Origin of the sequence: Marinobacter sp. EhC06, assembly GCF_001650915.1 — a bacterium.
GTDB lineage: Bacteria > Pseudomonadota > Gammaproteobacteria > Pseudomonadales > Oleiphilaceae > Marinobacter.
In genome coordinates this window covers 1-16,313 of record NZ_LXYO01000017.1, presented here as the reverse complement: position 1 = coordinate 16,313, position 16,313 = coordinate 1, and the positions used below count along the sequence as shown (strand labels likewise).

12 protein-coding genes and 1 tRNA gene are annotated in these 16,313 nt (G+C 56.1%); all 13 read left to right on the top strand.

The window, feature by feature from the left end; translation table 11 throughout:
- Positions 1–80 precede the first annotated feature (80 nt).
- Positions 81–156: transfer RNA gene (locus A8B84_RS09680), tRNA-Trp, on the top strand.
- A gap of 33 nt (positions 157–189) precedes the next feature.
- Positions 190–558 carry a preprotein translocase subunit SecE gene (gene secE, locus A8B84_RS09675; protein WP_064228582.1) on the top strand — a complete coding sequence of 123 codons (369 nt, stop codon included), beginning with the start codon at positions 190–192 and terminating at the stop codon, positions 556–558.
- A 12-nt stretch (positions 559–570) separates the two neighbouring features.
- Positions 571–1,104 (top strand): transcription termination/antitermination protein NusG, encoded by a 534-nt coding sequence (nusG, locus tag A8B84_RS09670; RefSeq protein WP_064228581.1) that lies wholly within the window; start codon positions 571–573, stop codon positions 1,102–1,104.
- Positions 1,105–1,222: 118 nt separating this feature from the next.
- Entirely contained in the window at positions 1,223–1,654 is a 432-nt protein-coding gene (gene rplK / locus A8B84_RS09665; RefSeq protein ID WP_064228580.1) for a 50S ribosomal protein L11, read from the top strand.
- Between the two features lies 1 nt (position 1,655).
- Positions 1,656–2,354: a 50S ribosomal protein L1 gene (gene rplA / locus A8B84_RS09660; RefSeq protein WP_064228579.1), complete on the top strand. Its 699-nt coding sequence runs from the start codon at positions 1,656–1,658 to the stop codon at positions 2,352–2,354.
- Positions 2,355–2,579: 225 nt separating this feature from the next.
- Positions 2,580–3,110 (top strand): 50S ribosomal protein L10, encoded by a 531-nt coding sequence (gene rplJ / locus A8B84_RS09655; protein WP_064228578.1) that lies wholly within the window; start codon positions 2,580–2,582, stop codon positions 3,108–3,110.
- A 40-nt stretch (positions 3,111–3,150) separates the two neighbouring features.
- Entirely contained in the window at positions 3,151–3,528 is a 378-nt protein-coding gene (gene rplL, locus A8B84_RS09650; RefSeq protein ID WP_008174836.1) for a 50S ribosomal protein L7/L12, read from the top strand.
- A 241-nt stretch (positions 3,529–3,769) separates the two neighbouring features.
- Positions 3,770–7,849 carry a DNA-directed RNA polymerase subunit beta gene (gene rpoB / locus A8B84_RS09645; RefSeq protein ID WP_064228583.1) on the top strand — a complete coding sequence of 1,360 codons (4,080 nt, stop codon included), beginning with the start codon at positions 3,770–3,772 and terminating at the stop codon, positions 7,847–7,849.
- Positions 7,850–7,925: 76 nt separating this feature from the next.
- Positions 7,926–12,140: a DNA-directed RNA polymerase subunit beta' gene (gene rpoC, locus A8B84_RS09640; RefSeq protein WP_008174840.1), complete on the top strand. Its 4,215-nt coding sequence runs from the start codon at positions 7,926–7,928 to the stop codon at positions 12,138–12,140.
- Between the two features lie 167 nt (positions 12,141–12,307).
- Positions 12,308–12,682 carry a 30S ribosomal protein S12 gene (gene rpsL / locus A8B84_RS09635; RefSeq protein ID WP_008174844.1) on the top strand — a complete coding sequence of 125 codons (375 nt, stop codon included), beginning with the start codon at positions 12,308–12,310 and terminating at the stop codon, positions 12,680–12,682.
- 114 nt (positions 12,683–12,796) lie between these two features.
- Positions 12,797–13,267 (top strand): 30S ribosomal protein S7, encoded by a 471-nt coding sequence (gene rpsG, locus A8B84_RS09630; protein ID WP_008174847.1) that lies wholly within the window; start codon positions 12,797–12,799, stop codon positions 13,265–13,267.
- 18 nt (positions 13,268–13,285) lie between these two features.
- Positions 13,286–15,391: an elongation factor G gene (gene fusA, locus A8B84_RS09625; protein ID WP_064228577.1), complete on the top strand. Its 2,106-nt coding sequence runs from the start codon at positions 13,286–13,288 to the stop codon at positions 15,389–15,391.
- A gap of 35 nt (positions 15,392–15,426) precedes the next feature.
- Positions 15,427–16,313, top strand: an 887-nt coding sequence (gene tuf / locus A8B84_RS09620; RefSeq protein ID WP_064228576.1) for an elongation factor Tu, incomplete at its 3' end; no start/stop codon positions are given.

Here is a 16,313-nt window from a genome sequence, read left to right as displayed (position 1 = left end):
CCGTACCGTTGGTGCCGGCGTAGTCTCCAAGATCATCGAGTAATAGGCTCGAGAGTAAGTGCGCTGAGTTGTTTCGGTGCAGGCCAGTAGCTCAATTGGCAGAGCAGCGGTCTCCAAAACCGCAGGTTGGGGGTTCGATTCCCTCCTGGCCTGCCATTTTTTAACATCCGGATACATAAGTTGATTCCTATGGAGTCAAAAGCCGTTCAGTCAGCCAGCCGTTTCGATTTCCTGAAGTGGCTGGTTGTTTTTGTTCTGATCGCCATCGGTGTGGTGGGGAATCAGTATTTTAGTGCCGAGTCTCTGCTGTATCGGGTTCTGGCTCTTGTAGGTCTCGCCATTGTGGCGGCGCTTGTTGCCCTCCAAACCGACCGCGGCCGTCGTTTCGCGACGCTGTTGAAGGAAGCGAGAGTAGAGATCCGGAAAGTGGTATGGCCCACCAGGCCTGAGCTCGTGCAGACGACAGCTATCGTTGTAGTGTTTGTGCTGGTTGTGGCTCTGTTGTTGTGGGGTATGGACTCGCTGATCAGTTGGCTGGTCGCCGGGTTTATCGGTTAACAGGAGTGGGCAATGGCTAAGCGCTGGTACGTCGTTCATGCGTATTCTGGCTTTGAAAAGCAGGTAATGCGCACTCTCAAGGAGCGCGTTGCGCTGCACGAGATGGAAGACCGTTTCGGCGAAATCCTGGTTCCGACCGAGGAAGTCGTCGAGATGCGAGAAGGGAAGAAGCGCAAGAGTGAGCGCAAGTTCTATCCCGGGTACGTACTGGTCCAGATGGAAATGGACGATGCGACGTGGCACCTTGTGAAGAATACTCCGCGAGTCCTTGGCTTTATTGGTGGTACCAAGGATAAGCCCGCGCCGATCACCGAGAAGGAAGCGGAAGCGATCCTGCGTCGGGTGGAAAGTGGTGCGGATAAGCCCAAGCCGAAGACTCTGTTCGAGCCGGGTGAGATTGTTCGCGTTGTTGAAGGTCCCTTTGCGGACTTCAATGGTGTGGTTGAAGAAGTCGACTACGACAAGAGTCGGGTCAAGGTTGCCGTTCTTATTTTCGGGCGTTCAACTCCGGTAGAGCTGGAGTTTGGGCAGGTCGAAAAAGACTGATCGGCAACGAGAAATCTGAAAGCTCGCGCGCTAAAGCGACGCGGGCTTTTTGTGTCTGCTGTTAGCAGTTGTAAAAACCGGGGAGCCGAAAGGCGTTTGAACCCATAGGAGAGCTATCATGGCAAAGAAGATTGAAGCGTACATCAAGCTTCAGGTTGCTGCCGGTAAGGCCAACCCGAGTCCCCCCGTTGGTCCCGCACTGGGTCAGCGTGGCGTGAACATCATGGAATTCTGTAAGGCGTTCAACGCCCAGACCCAGGACATGGAGCCTGGTCTGCCGATTCCGACTGTGATCACCGTCTACAGTGATCGTAGCTTTACCTTTATTACCAAGACTCCGCCTGCACCGGTTCTTCTGTTGAAGGCTGCTGGTATCAAGAGTGGCTCTGGTCGTCCGAACACTGACAAGGTCGGTACCGTGACCCGTGAGCAGCTTGAAGAGATTGCCAAGACCAAAGAGCCGGATCTGACTGCAGCCGACATGGACGCAGCGGTACGTACCATTGCAGGAACAGCCCGCAGCATGGGCCTGAACGTGGAGGGCCTGTAACATGGCAAAGCTGAGCAAGCGTCAGAAGCTTATTCGTGAAAAGGTAGACTCTACCCGTTCCTACTCTGTAGACGAGGCAGTTGCACTGCTGGTTGAACTGGGCCAGAACGTGAAGTTCAAGGAGTCTGTCGACGTTGCTGTCAATCTGGGCGTTGACGCACGTAAATCCGATCAGGTTGTTCGTAGCAGCACTGTTCTGCCTCACGGCACTGGCAAGACCGTTCGTGTTGCTGTGTTTACCCAGGGCGCCAACGCTGAAAAAGCAACGGCTGCTGGTGCAGACATCGTGGGAATGGACGATCTGGCGGACGAAGTTAAAAAAGGCAACATGGATTTCGACGTAGTTATCGCTACTCCGGACGCCATGCGTGTTGTTGGTCAGCTGGGCCAGATTCTTGGTCCCCGTGGCCTGATGCCGAACCCGAAGGTGGGTACTGTGACCCCTGACGTCGAGACTGCAGTCAAAAACGCCAAGGCCGGTCAGGTTCGTTACCGCACCGACAAGAACGGCATTATCCACGCTCCGCTGGGTAACGTTGAATTCTCTGCCCAGAACATCAAGGAAAACCTTGAAGCTCTGGTAGCAGATCTGAAAAAGGCCAAGCCGTCGTCGGCGAAAGGTGTGTATCTCAAGAAGATCACCATTTCCTCGACTATGGGTCCTGGCCTGACTATCGATCAGAGCGGTCTCGCTATTTGATCCTTTGATTGGTGGTTACTTTGTAGTCTGGGCGGAAGCCAAGGCTGTCAAAGACCGCAGGCCCCCGAAGCACTTCCGGTCTGACCGGAAGTGCTGCAAGGGTTAAAGCAACGCCTGCGCAGACGGTGTGAAGACGTTCTCTCTGAACCCAAACACCGTTAGGAGCCCCGCGAGGGGTATATGTGGGTTTGCCGGGAAGACCCGGCGAAATCGAGGAGAAATCCAGTGGCAATTAGACTCGAAGACAAGAAAGCGATCGTCGCTGAAGTCAACGAGACTGCCGGTGGTGCTCTGTCTGTGGTGATGGCTGACTACCGTGGTGTTACCTCTGGTGACATGACGGCGCTTCGTGCCAAAGCTCGTGCCGAAAACGTGCGTCTGAAGGTTGTTCGTAACAACCTGGCGAAGATCGCGATTCGCGGTACCGAGTTTGAGTGTATCGACGAAGCTCTGGTTGGTCCTACCATTCTGGCATTCTCTATGGAAGATCCGGGCGCGGCAGCGCGTCTGCTGAAGGATTTTGCCAAAGAGAAAGAAGCGTTCGAGATTAAAGGCCTGGCCGTCGGCGGAGAGCTGATGGGTGCAGACCAGATCGACCGTCTTGCCAAGCTGCCAACACGTCACGAAGCGCTGACGATGCTGGCTGCTGTAACACAGGCACCGATCACCAAGCTGGCACGGACACTGAACGAAGTTCCTTCGAAAGTGACTCGTGCTGTAGCGGCAGTTCGCGACCAGAAGCAAGAAGCTGCTTGATTCTGTTGAACACCATTTTTTATATTTTTGGGAGAAAGTCATGGCTCTGTCTAACGAAGACATTTTGAACGCAATTGCTGAAATGAGCGTAATGGACGTTGTTGCGCTGGTTGAAGCAATGGAAGAGAAATTCGGTGTTTCTGCCGCTGCAGCCGTTGCTGCTGCTCCGGCTGCTGCTGGTGGTGGCGAAGCCGCTGCTGAAGAGCAGACCGAGTTTGACGTTGTACTTACCGGTCCTGGTGAGAAGAAAGTAAACGTAATCAAGGCCGTTCGTGAACTGACCGGCCTGGGTCTGAAAGAAGCCAAGGAAATGGTCGACAGCGCTCCTTCCGTGATCAAGGAAGCAGCTAGCAAAGACGACGCTGAAGAAGCCAAGAAGAAGCTCGAGGAAGCAGGCGCTTCTGTTGAGCTCAAGTAAGAGTCGGCTGTTGATCGAAACCGTGCGATAAGCATGGACAGGCTGGTGGCTTTGGGCCACCGGCCTTTTTCTGTTGTATATGCTATAGAGTCTGGTGAGCAATTGCAGGTTGATGTCAGATCTATAACCTACAGCCAGAGTCTTGTTCAAGACGGCGCGATAAGCCGAGCAATTCGGCCCCGAAGCAGAACAATGGTTGCTTCTTGATACCAGGTATCAGGTCTAAAGCTGGGGAATGCAGATGACTTACTCCTACACTGAGAAAAAGCGGATTCGCAAAGATTTTAGTAAATTGCCTTCCGTGATGGACGTCCCCTATTTGCTGTCTATTCAGCTGGATTCGTTCCGGGACTTCCTCCAAATGGAAGCCGCTCCTGAAGACCGCCGGGAAACCGGTCTTCACGCAGCATTCAAATCCGTATTCCCGATTGTCAGTTACTCTGGCAATGCCGCGCTCGAATACGTTAGTTACCGTATTGGCGAGCCGGTTTTTGATGTCAAGGAATGCCAGCTTAGGGGCGTAACCTATGCAGCGCCGCTGCGGGTGAAGGTCCGCCTTATCATTTACGATAAGGAATCGTCCAACAAGGCGATCAAGGACATTAAAGAGCAGGAAGTCTACATGGGCGAAATGCCCCTGATGACCGAGAACGGTACCTTCGTTATCAACGGTACCGAGCGCGTTATTGTTTCCCAGCTCCACCGTTCTCCGGGTGTGTTCTTCGATCACGACAAGGGCAAGACCCACTCCTCAGGCAAGCTATTGTATTCTGCCCGGGTGATTCCTTACCGTGGTTCCTGGCTGGACTTCGAGTTTGATCCGAAGGACTCCGTGTTCGTTCGTATCGACCGTCGTCGTAAGCTCCCGGCATCCATTCTGTTGCGTGCCCTGGGCTACACCTCTGAGCAGATGCTCGAGATGTTCTTCGAAACCAGTAAGTTCAGCCTGGGCGCGGAAGTGTGCAAGCTGGAGCTGGTACCGAGCCGTCTGCGTGGCGACATCGCGACCTTCGATATCAAAGACAATGACGGTAACGTGATTGTCGAGGAAGGCCGCCGTATTACCGCTCGTCACATCAAGCAGCTTGAAAAAGCCGGAATCAACGAGCTTGAGGTGCCAACGGAGTACCTTTACGGCCGCGTACTGGCCAAGGACATGATCGATCAGGCTTCCGGTGAAGTTCTGGTTGAGTGTAACTCCGAGCTGACGGAAGAGCTGGTTACCAAGATCCTGGACGCTGGCGTGAAGGAAATTGAGACCCTTTACACCAACGATCTGGACTGTGGTCCGTTCATGTCCGATACCCTGCGCATCGATCCGACCCGCACGCCGCTGGAAGCGCTGGTTGAGATCTACCGTATGATGCGCCCGGGTGAGCCGCCCACCAAGGAGTCGGCTGAAAATCTGTTCAATAACCTGTTCTTCTCCGAAGAGCGGTACGACCTGTCTGCGGTTGGCCGGATGAAGCTGAACCGTCGCCTGCGCCGTGAAGAGAGCACAGGTGAGGGCACGCTGACCCACGAAGACATCATCGATGTTCTCAAGACCCTGATCGATATCCGTAACGGCCAGGGCAATGTCGATGACATCGATAACCTGGGTAACCGTCGTGTTCGTTGCGTTGGCGAAATGGCTGAAAACCAGTTCCGTGTTGGTCTGGTGCGGGTTGAGCGTGCGGTTCGTGAGCGTCTGAGTCTTGCTGAAAGCGAAGGCCTGATGCCGCAGGATCTGATCAACGCCAAGCCGGTGGCTGCCGCGGTTAAAGAATTCTTTGGCTCCAGCCAGCTGTCCCAGTTCATGGACCAGAACAACCCGCTGTCCGAGGTCACGCACAAGCGTCGTATTTCTGCGTTGGGCCCAGGTGGTCTGACCCGTGAGCGTGCGGGCTTTGAGGTACGTGACGTACACCCGACCCATTACGGCCGTGTGTGCCCGATCGAGACGCCGGAAGGTCCGAACATTGGTCTGATCAACTCGCTGGCGACTTACGCCCGTTCCAACTCCTACGGCTTTCTTGAGAGCCCGTACCGGAAGGTTGAGAATGGCGTGGTAACCGATGAAGTGGTTTACCTGTCCGCTATCGAGGAGAGCAACTACGTCATCGCCCAGGCCAGCGCCGCCATGGACGAAAAGACCAAGCGTCTGACCGACGAGCTGGTTACCGTCCGGCATCAGAACGAATTTACCGTTACTCCGCCGGAAAGCGTCAACTTCATGGACGTTTCACCGCGCCAGGTAGTGTCGGTTGCCGCATCGCTGATTCCGTTCCTGGAACACGACGACGCCAACCGGGCCCTGATGGGTGCGAACATGCAGCGTCAGGCAGTTCCGACCCTGCGTTCCCAGGTCCCTCTGGTAGGTACCGGCGTTGAGCGCACGGTGGCACAGGACTCCGGTGTCTGTGTAACGGCCCGTCGTGGCGGTGTGATTGAGAGTGTCGACGCGGCCCGTATAGTGGTTCGTGTCAACAATGAGGAAACCGAAGCGGGTGATGCAGGTGTGGATATCTACAACCTGACCAAATACACCCGTTCGAACCAGAACACCTGTATCAACCAGCGCTCCATCGTGCGTCAGGGCGACGTAATCGCCCGTGGTGACGTGCTGGCCGACGGTCCGTCCGTGGATCTGGGTGAGCTGGCTCTGGGGCAGAACATGCGCATAGCGTTCATGCCCTGGAACGGTTACAACTTTGAGGACTCCATCCTCATCTCCGAGAAAGTGGTTCAGGAAGACCGGCTGACCACCATCCACATTCAGGAACTGACCTGTGTGGCTCGGGATACCAAGCTGGGTAGCGAAGAAATTACCGCGGATATTCCGAACGTTGGTGAAAGTGCGCTGTCTAAGTTAGATGAGTCCGGGATTGTTTACATCGGTGCCGAGGTGGGCCCGGGCGACATTCTGGTAGGCAAGGTAACACCGAAAGGTGAAACCCAGCTGACACCGGAAGAGAAGCTGCTGCGTGCCATCTTTGGTGAGAAGGCGTCTGATGTGAAGGACACCTCTTCCCGTGTGCCGACTGGCACCCGCGGCACCGTTATCGACGTGCAGGTCTTTACCCGCGACGGTATCGAGAAGGATCAGCGTGCCCAGTCCATCGAGAAAGAGCAGTTGGACCAGTATCGCAAGGACCTGAAGGACGAATACCGGATTGTTGAAGGTGCGACTTTCGAGCGTCTGAATAGTGCGTTGAAAGGGCAGGAAGTGATCAGTGGGCCGGGCCTGAAGAAAGGCGCCACCCTCGAAGAGAGCTACCTGGCCGAGCTGCCGCGTTCTGACTGGTTCAAGCTCCGGATGAAAGACGAGAGCCTGAACGAGCTGCTGGAGAAATCCGAGCAGGGTCTGGAAGACCGCAAGAAGGAACACGAAGCACGCTTTGACGACAAGAAAGGCAAGCTTCAGCAGGGCGACGACCTCGCACCGGGCGTACTGAAGATCGTCAAGGTATACCTGGCTATCAAGCGTCGTATCCAGCCGGGTGACAAGATGGCCGGTCGTCATGGTAACAAGGGTGTTATTTCCTCGGTTATGCCGATCGAAGACATGCCTTACGACGAGCACGGCAACACGGTTGACGTGGTTCTGAACCCGTTGGGTGTGCCCTCGCGGATGAACGTAGGTCAAGTGCTTGAGACTCACCTGGGTGCTGCAGCTAAGGGTCTGGGTGAGCGTATCAGCCAGATGCTGGACGAGCAGCGCAAGGTGGCTGAATTACGCAAGCTGCTGGATGAGATCTACAATCACTCAGACGAAGTGTTCAAGGTGGACCTGGATTCCCTGTCCGACAAGGAAATCCTGGAGATGTGCCACAACCTTCGCGGCGGTGTACCCATGGCAACGCCGGTATTCGACGGTGCCAAGGAAGCCGAGGTCAAGCGCATGCTTGAGCTTGCGGGACTGAGCACCACCGGTCAGACCATGCTGTATGACGGTCGTACTGGTGATATGTTCGACCGCCCGGTGACGGTTGGCTACATGTACATCCTGAAGCTGAACCACCTGATCGACGACAAGATGCACGCTCGTTCCACCGGCTCTTACAGCCTGGTTACCCAGCAGCCGCTGGGTGGTAAGGCGCAGTTCGGTGGCCAGCGCTTCGGTGAGATGGAAGTGTGGGCTCTCGAGGCCTACGGTGCAGCTTACACGCTGCAGGAGATGCTCACCGTCAAGTCTGATGACGTGAACGGTCGGACCAAGATGTACAAGAACATTGTCGATGGCGATCATCGGATGGAGCCGGGCATGCCCGAATCCTTCAACGTTCTTGTCAAGGAAATCCGCTCGCTGGGTATCGACATCGAGCTGGAATCCGAGTGAGCCGAATTGTTTTTGGCAGCGTGAGCGGGCACGACCAGTGCCCGCCCGAGATTAACGCCATCCGGAGCTTTTACTGATGAAAGATTTGCTGAATCTTCTCAAGAGCCAGAACCAAAGCAAGGAATTCGACGCTATCCGCATTGGCCTGGCGTCGCCTGACATGATCCGTTCCTGGTCCTTTGGCGAAGTGAAGAAGCCTGAGACCATTAACTACCGTACCTTCAAGCCGGAGCGCGACGGTCTTTTCTGTGCCAAGATCTTCGGCCCGATCAAGGACTACGAGTGCCTGTGCGGTAAATACAAGCGCCTCAAGCATCGCGGTGTTATCTGCGAGAAGTGTGGCGTTGAGGTTGCGCTGGCCAGTGTCCGCCGTGAGCGGATGGGCCACATCGAGCTGGCCAGCCCGGTCGCGCACATCTGGTTCCTGAAGTCACTGCCGTCCCGTATCGGTTTGATGCTGGACATGACCCTGCGCGATATCGAGCGGGTCCTGTACTTCGAGTCTTTTATTGTTATCGATCCGGGGATGACCACCCTGGAGAAGGGCCAGCTGCTGAACGATGAGCAGTACTATGAAGCCCTGGAAGAATTCGGTGACGAGTTCGACGCCCGCATGGGTGCCGAAGCGGTCAAGGAGCTCCTTGAAGGTATTGACCTGCAGGAAGAGGTCGATGCCCTGCGTGAGGAGATTCCGCAGACCAACTCCGAAACCAAGATCAAGAAGTTCAGCAAGCGTCTGAAAATTCTTGAGGCGTTCCTGTATTCCGGCAATAAGCCAGGCGACATGGTCATGACCGTGCTGCCGGTGCTTCCGCCGGATCTGCGCCCGCTGGTACCGCTGGACGGTGGCCGCTTCGCGACCTCTGATCTGAACGATCTTTACCGTCGGGTGATCAACCGGAACAACCGTCTCAAGCGCCTGCTGGAGCTGAACGCTCCGGATATCATCGTGCGTAACGAGAAACGGATGCTGCAGGAAGCCGTTGACGCGCTGCTGGACAACGGACGCCGTGGCCGGGCCATTACCGGCACCAACAAGCGCCCGCTGAAGTCCCTGGCTGACATGATCAAGGGTAAGCAGGGTCGTTTCCGTCAGAACCTGCTTGGTAAGCGTGTGGACTACTCCGGTCGTTCAGTGATCGTGGTCGGTCCGTACCTGCGCCTGCACCAGTGTGGTCTTCCAAAGAAGATGGCACTGGAATTGTTCAAGCCGTTTATTTTCTCCAAGTTGGAGCACCGCGGCCTGGCGACCACCATCAAGGCCGCCAAGAAGATGGTCGAGCGCGAGGAAGGCGTGGTCTGGGATATCCTGGACGAAGTCATCCGTGAGCATCCGATCATGCTGAACCGTGCGCCGACCCTGCACCGTCTGGGTATCCAGGCGTTCGAGCCGGTTCTGATCGAAGGCAAGGCGATCCAGCTGCATCCGCTGGTGTGTGCGGCCTACAACGCCGACTTTGACGGCGACCAGATGGCGGTTCACGTACCGCTGACCCTGGAAGCCCAGCTCGAAGCCCGTGCGCTGATGATGTCCACCAACAACGTACTGTCGCCGGCCAACGGCGAGCCGATTATCGTGCCTTCCCAGGACGTGGTGCTCGGCCTGTACTACATGACCCGTGAGCGCAAGAGCGCCCTGGGGGAGGGTATGGTGTTTGCCGACGTCAAAGAGGCGCATCGTGCCTACGGCGCTGGCAAGGTCGACCTTCAGGCGATCGTCAAGGTTCGCGTGAAGGAAGTGGCGATTGCCGAAGATGGCTCCCGTACCGAGCAATACAAGATTGTTGATACCACGGTTGGTCGTGCTCTGCTGTTTGACATCGTGCCTGATGGCCTGTCCTACGAGCTGGTCAACAAGCCGATGGTCAAGAAGGCAATCTCTAACCTGATCAACACCTGCTACCGTGATGCCGGTCTGAAAGACACCGTCATCTTCGCGGATCAGCTGATGTACATGGGTTATCACTATGCGACCGTGTCCGGGATCTCCATCGGTTTCAACGATTTCGAGATTCCGCCGGAGAAGTACGAGCTGGTCGATGCCGCATCCGCTGAGGTGAAGGATATCGAAACCCAGTATGCGTCCGGTCTGCTGACCCAGGGCGAGAAGTACAACAAGGTTATCGATATCTGGTCACGTGCCAACGACAAGGTTTCCAAGGCCATGATGGAACGTCTGGCCAAGGAACAGGTTATCGGGCCCGACGGACAGCCGGTGAAGGGTGAGGACGGCGAATACCTGATGCAGGAGTCGTTCAACTCGGTTTACATGATGGCCGATTCCGGCGCCCGGGGTTCCGCGGCCCAGATCCGTCAGCTGGCCGGTATGCGTGGCCTGATGGCCAAGCCGGATGGCTCTATCATCGAGACACCGATCACCGCGAACTTCCGTGAAGGTCTGAACGTACTGCAGTACTTCATCTCGACCCACGGTGCTCGTAAGGGTCTGGCGGATACCGCTCTGAAGACCGCGAACTCAGGTTACCTGACCCGTCGTCTGGTAGACGTCTCCCAGGATCTGGTCGTTACCGAGCCTGACTGTGGTACCGATGAAGGTCTGCTGATGACGCCGCACATCGAAGGTGGCGACGTTGTAGTACCGCTGGGTGACCGGGTTCTGGGTCGTGTGACCGCCCGTGATGCGTTTACTCCGACCGACAAGGACAACGCTGTTATTGAAGCCGGCACCCTGCTGGACGAGAAGGCCGTTGAGACCCTCGAACGGGCTGGTGTGGATGAAGTCTGGGTTCGCTCTGCGATCACCTGTGAAACCCGCCACGGTATCTGCTCGAAGTGCTACGGCCGTGATCTGGCTCGTGGCCACGAGGTAAACGTTGGTGAAGCTGTGGGCGTTATCGCTGCGCAGTCTATCGGTGAGCCGGGCACCCAGCTGACCATGCGTACCTTCCACATTGGTGGTGCGGCCAGCCGGGCGTCCGCGGTCGACAATATTCAGGTCAAGCATGGCGGGACCGTCCGTCTGCACAACATGAAGTCGATCGAGAAGGCCGACGGTACTCTTGTAGTAATCTCCCGCTCCTCCGCGCTGGCCATCGCCGATGACCAGGGTCGTGAGCGTGAGTGGTACAAGTTGCCCTACGGCGCTGTTCTCTCCGTCAAGCACGGTGATGCGGTTGAAGCGGGCGTTGTGGTCGCCAAGTGGGACCCGCACACCCACCCGATCATCGCCGAAGCCGGTGGTACCGCAAAATTCGTCAACATGGACCAGGGCATCACTGTCCGCACCCAGACCGACGAATTGACGGGCCTGTCCACCATGGAGGTCATCGATTCCAAGGAGCGTCCTGCCGCTGGTAAGGATATCCGGCCGGCGATCCAGCTGATTGACGAGAAGGGTGAAGAAGTGGAGCTGCCAGGTGGCGGCACTGCAATCTTCTTCCTGCCGGCGAACGCTCTGGTGACCATGGCCAACGGTGCTCGGATCGAGCTGGGTGACGTGGTAGCACGTATCCCGCAGGAAAGCTCCAAGACCCGGGACATCACCGGTGGTCTGCCACGGGTTGCCGACCTGTTCGAGGCCCGTCGTCCGAAGGAGTCGTCCATTCTGGCCGAAATCAGCGGTATGGTGTCGTTCGGCAAGGAAACCAAAGGCAAGAAGCGCCTGGTGATCACGCCGAAGGATGGCGATGCCTACGAAGTGCTGATTCCGAAGCACCGCCAGCTCAACGTCTTCGAAGGTGAGACAGTTGAGAAGGGCGAGGTGATCTCCGATGGTCCGTCCAACCCGCACGACATTCTGCGTCTGCTGGGTGTGGTCGAGCTGGCGAAGTACATCACCAACGAAATCCAGGATGTTTACCGTCTGCAGGGCGTTGTCATCAACGATAAACACATCGAGGTTATCGTCCGTCAGATGCTGCGCAAGGTCGAAATCACCGATCCGGGTGATACGACTCTGTTGTCCGGTGATCAGGTGGAAATCACCCAGGTGCTGGAAGAGAACGAGAAGGCCGACGCCGCCGACAAAGAGCCTGCACGGTTCGAGCGTCTGTTGCTGGGTATCACCAAGGCTTCCTTGGCCACCGAGTCGTTCATTTCTGCGGCTTCGTTCCAGGAAACCACCCGGGTACTCACCGAAGGTGCGGTTACCGGTAAGCGTGATTACCTGCGCGGCCTGAAGGAAAACGTTGTGGTTGGTCGACTGATTCCGGCCGGTACCGGTCTGGCATACCACAACGAGCGTCGTCGTAAGCGCGATCTGGAAGAGCAGGGCGTAACCGCGGCCGACGTGGAAGAAGCTCTGAGTGCCGAGCTCAACCGCGAAAGCTGAGTTGGGACGGCGCGCCGCCTCCGGGTAGTTACCTACCCGGGAGGTGGTCAAAAAGAGACCAGTCATCTTGACTGTCCGGGGGCGCAGGCTTACACTTGCGTCCCTTAAATTTTACCCCCTGCACAGGGGGTAAGTTTCATTGATATGGTTTTTTGGAGTTTGCTTACATGGCAACGATTAATCAGTTGGTGCGTAAGCCTCGTAAGCGCAAGGTAGCCAAGAGCGATGTTCCTGCTCTCCAGGCCTGCCCTCAGCGCCGTGGTGTGTGCACTCGTGTGTACACCACAACGCCGAAGAAGCCGAACTCAGCACTGCGTAAAGTGTGCCGTGTTCGTCTGACCAACGGCTACGAGGTTTCCTCATACATTGGTGGTGAAGGTCACAACCTTCAGGAGCACAGTGTTGTGCTTATCCGTGGCGGTCGAGTAAAAGACCTTCCGGGTGTGCGCTATCACACTGTTCGCGGAACGCTGGACACCCAGGGTGTGCAGAACCGTAAGCAGGGCCGCTCCAAGTACGGTGCAAAACGACCCAAGTCCTGATGTCCCGAGCGGGTGTCTTTTATCGTTGCTTGTCAGAACGGTAAGAGTAAGGCTGAGTAGCATTTGCTATCTCAGGGGTTCCTGAAGACCTTTTAGATATATAAGGGCTTATCGATGCCTAGAAGAAGAGTTGCAGCTAAACGGGAAATTATCCCGGATCCGAAATTCGGCAGTGCACGTCTTGCCAAGTTCATCAACCACGTGATGGAAAGTGGCAAGAAGTCTACCGCAGAGCGCATTGTTTATGGCGCTCTGGACATTGTTGCCGAGAAATCCAAGGAAGAGCCGATCGACATGTTCGAGAAGGCCCTGGAGAACATCCAGCCGATGGTTGAGGTTAAGTCCCGTCGTGTGGGTGGTGCTACTTACCAGGTGCCTGTCGAAGTACGGCCTTCCCGTCAGAACGCGCTGGCAATGCGCTGGCTCGTCGAATATTCACGGAAGCGCGGTGAGAAGTCCATGGCTCAGCGTCTGGCTGGTGAAATCCTGGACGCCGCTGACAGCAAAGGCTCCGCTGTTAAGAAGCGTGAAGATGTTCACCGCATGGCAGAAGCCAACAAGGCGTTCTCTCACTTCCGTTTCTAATCAGCCGAGGTTTATACAGTGGCACGCAAGACTCCTATCAAGCGTTACAGAAACATTGGTATTTGTGCGCACGTTGATGCGGGCAAAACCACGACCACCGAGCGGGTCCTGTTCTACACAGGTATCTCCCACAAGATCGGTGAAGTTCATGATGGTGCAGCTACCATGGACTGGATGGAGCAGGAGCAGGAGCGTGGTATTACCATCACCTCTGCTGCGACTACGACATTCTGGCAGGGTATGGACAAGCAGTACCCTGAGCACCGGATCAACATCATCGACACCCCGGGGCACGTTGACTTCACTATCGAAGTGGAGCGCTCGCTGCGCGTACTCGACGGTGCGGTTGTCGTGTTCTGTGGTTCCTCCGGTGTTGAGCCCCAGTCCGAAACCGTATGGCGTCAGGCTAACAAGTACGAAGTTCCCCGCATGGTGTTCGTCAACAAGATGGACCGTGCCGGTGCCAACTTCCTGCGCGTTGTTGACCAGATCAAGAAGCGTCTGGGTGCGAATTGCGTTCCCATTCAGCTGCCGATCGGTTCTGAAGATAACTTCGCCGGCATTGTGGACCTGATTCGTAACCAGGCGATCTACTGGAACGAAGCTGACTCAGGTGCGACCTACGAGCAGAAAGATGTGCCTGCGGAGATGGTCGACGAGGTCGCCATGTACCGTGAGCAGATGATGGAAGCTGCGGCGGAAGCCAATGAAGAGTTGATGGAGAAGTACCTCGAGGAAGGCGAGCTGTCCAATGACGAGATCAAGCAAGGGCTGCGTCAGCGCACTCTGGCCAATGAAATCGTTGTTGCGACCTGTGGTTCTGCCTTCAAGAACAAAGGTGTTCAGGCGGTTCTGGATTCTGTTATCGAGTTTCTCCCGGCGCCGGACGAAGTCAAGGCCATCCGTGGTGAAGTTGACGACGAAGGCACCGAAGAAACCCGTCCGGTTGATGACGAAGCTCCGTTCGCCGCTCTGGCGTTCAAGATCGCCACAGACCCGTTCGTTGGTACGCTGACCTTTTTCCGGGTTTACTCAGGCAAGCTTGAGTCCGGTAATGCCGTCTACAACTCGGTAAAAGGCAAGAAAGAGCGCGTCGGCCGGATGGTTCAGATGCACTCCAAGGATCGTCAGGAAATCAAAGAAGTACTGGCGGGCGATATTGCTGCCGCTATCGGTCTCAAGAGCGTGACCACCGGTGACACCCTGTGTGACGAGAACCACAAGATCATTCTCGAGCGCATGGAGTTCCCGGAGCCGGTAATTTCCGTTGCTGTTGAGCCGAAGTCCAAGGCCGACCAGGAAAAGATGGGCGTTGCTCTGGGCAAGCTGGCTCAGGAAGACCCGTCGTTCCGCGTTCGTACCGACGAGGAATCCGGTCAGACCATCATCTCCGGTATGGGTGAGCTTCACCTGGATATCATCGTTGACCGTATGCGTCGCGAGTTCAAGGTAGAGGCCAACATCGGTAAGCCGCAGGTTGCCTATCGTGAGTGCATCCGCAAGCCGGTAGACGTCGAAGGCAAGTTTGTTCGTCAGTCCGGTGGTCGCGGTCAGTACGGTCACGTCAAGATCAAGCTTGAGCCGCTGCCGCTGGATGATGAAGATGGCGAAAACTTTATCTTCGTGAATGAGATTGTTGGTGGTGTTGTTCCCAAGGAATACATCCCGGCAGTTCAACAGGGTATTGAAGAGCAAATGCAGAACGGCTGTCTGGCCGGTTATCCGCTGCTGCGTATCAAGGCAACCCTGTATGACGGTTCCTATCACGACGTCGACTCCAACGAAATGGCCTTCAAGGTCGCCGGTTCCATGGCAATGAAGAAGGGTGCCCTCGAGGCGAACCCGGCACTGCTCGAGCCGATCATGCGTGTTGAAGTTGTGACGCCGGAAGACTACATGGGTGACGTTGTTGGCGACCTTAACCGTCGTCGTGGTGTCATCCAGGGTATGGACGAAGGTCCTGCCGGTAAGGTCATTCGTGCAGAGGTTCCGTTGTCGGAAATGTTCGGTTACGCCACCGACCTGCGTTCTGCAACGCAAGGCCGGGCGTCCTACGCGATGGAGTTCTCTGGTTATTCAGAGGCGCCTTCGAACATTGCCGAAGCGATCATTAAAAAGGGTTGATCCCCAGGACTTAAGAAACAGGAAGAGGTGTAACCGTGTCTAAAGAAAAATTTGAGCGTAGTAAACCGCACTTGAACGTAGGCACCATTGGTCACGTAGACCATGGTAAAACCACTTTGACTGCCGCCCTGACCCGTGTATGTCACGAAGTCTGGGGTACAGGAACTGCAAGCGCATTCGATCAGATCGATAACGCGCCGGAAGAGCGTGCGCGTGGTATCACCATCGCCACCTCCCACGTTGAGTACGATTCTCCGACCCGCCACTACGCTCACGTAGACTGCCCGGGCCACGCTGACTATGTGAAGAACATGATCACTGGTGCAGCACAGATGGACGGCGCGATCCTGGTTTGTTCCGCAGCTGACGGCCCCATGCCGCAGACTCGTGAGCACATCCTGCTGTCCCGTCAGGTTGGTGTACCTTACATCGTTGTGTTCCTGAACAAAGCGGACATGGTAGACGATGAAGAGCTGCTCGAGCTGGTCGAGATGGAAGTTCGTGATCTGCTGAGTCAGTACGACTTCCCGGGTGACGACACTCCGATCATCACCGGTTCCGCGCTGATGGCGCTGGAAGGCAAAGACGACAACGAGATGGGCACTACCGCTGTCAAGAAGCTGGTAGAAGCTCTGGATGACTACATCCCCGAGCCGGAGCGTGCGATCGATCAGCCGTTCCTGATGCCGATCGAGGACGTCTTCTCTATCTCTGGCCGTGGTACCGTAGTAACCGGTCGTGTTGAGCGTGGCGTTATCAAGACTGGTGACGAAGTTGAGATCGTTGGTCTGAAAGACACCGTCAAGACTACCTGTACTGGTGTTGAGATGTTCCGCAAGCTGCTCGACGAAGGTCGTGCGGGTGAGAACATTGGTGCACTGCTGCGTGGTACCAAGCGTGACGACGTTGAGCGTGGTCAGGT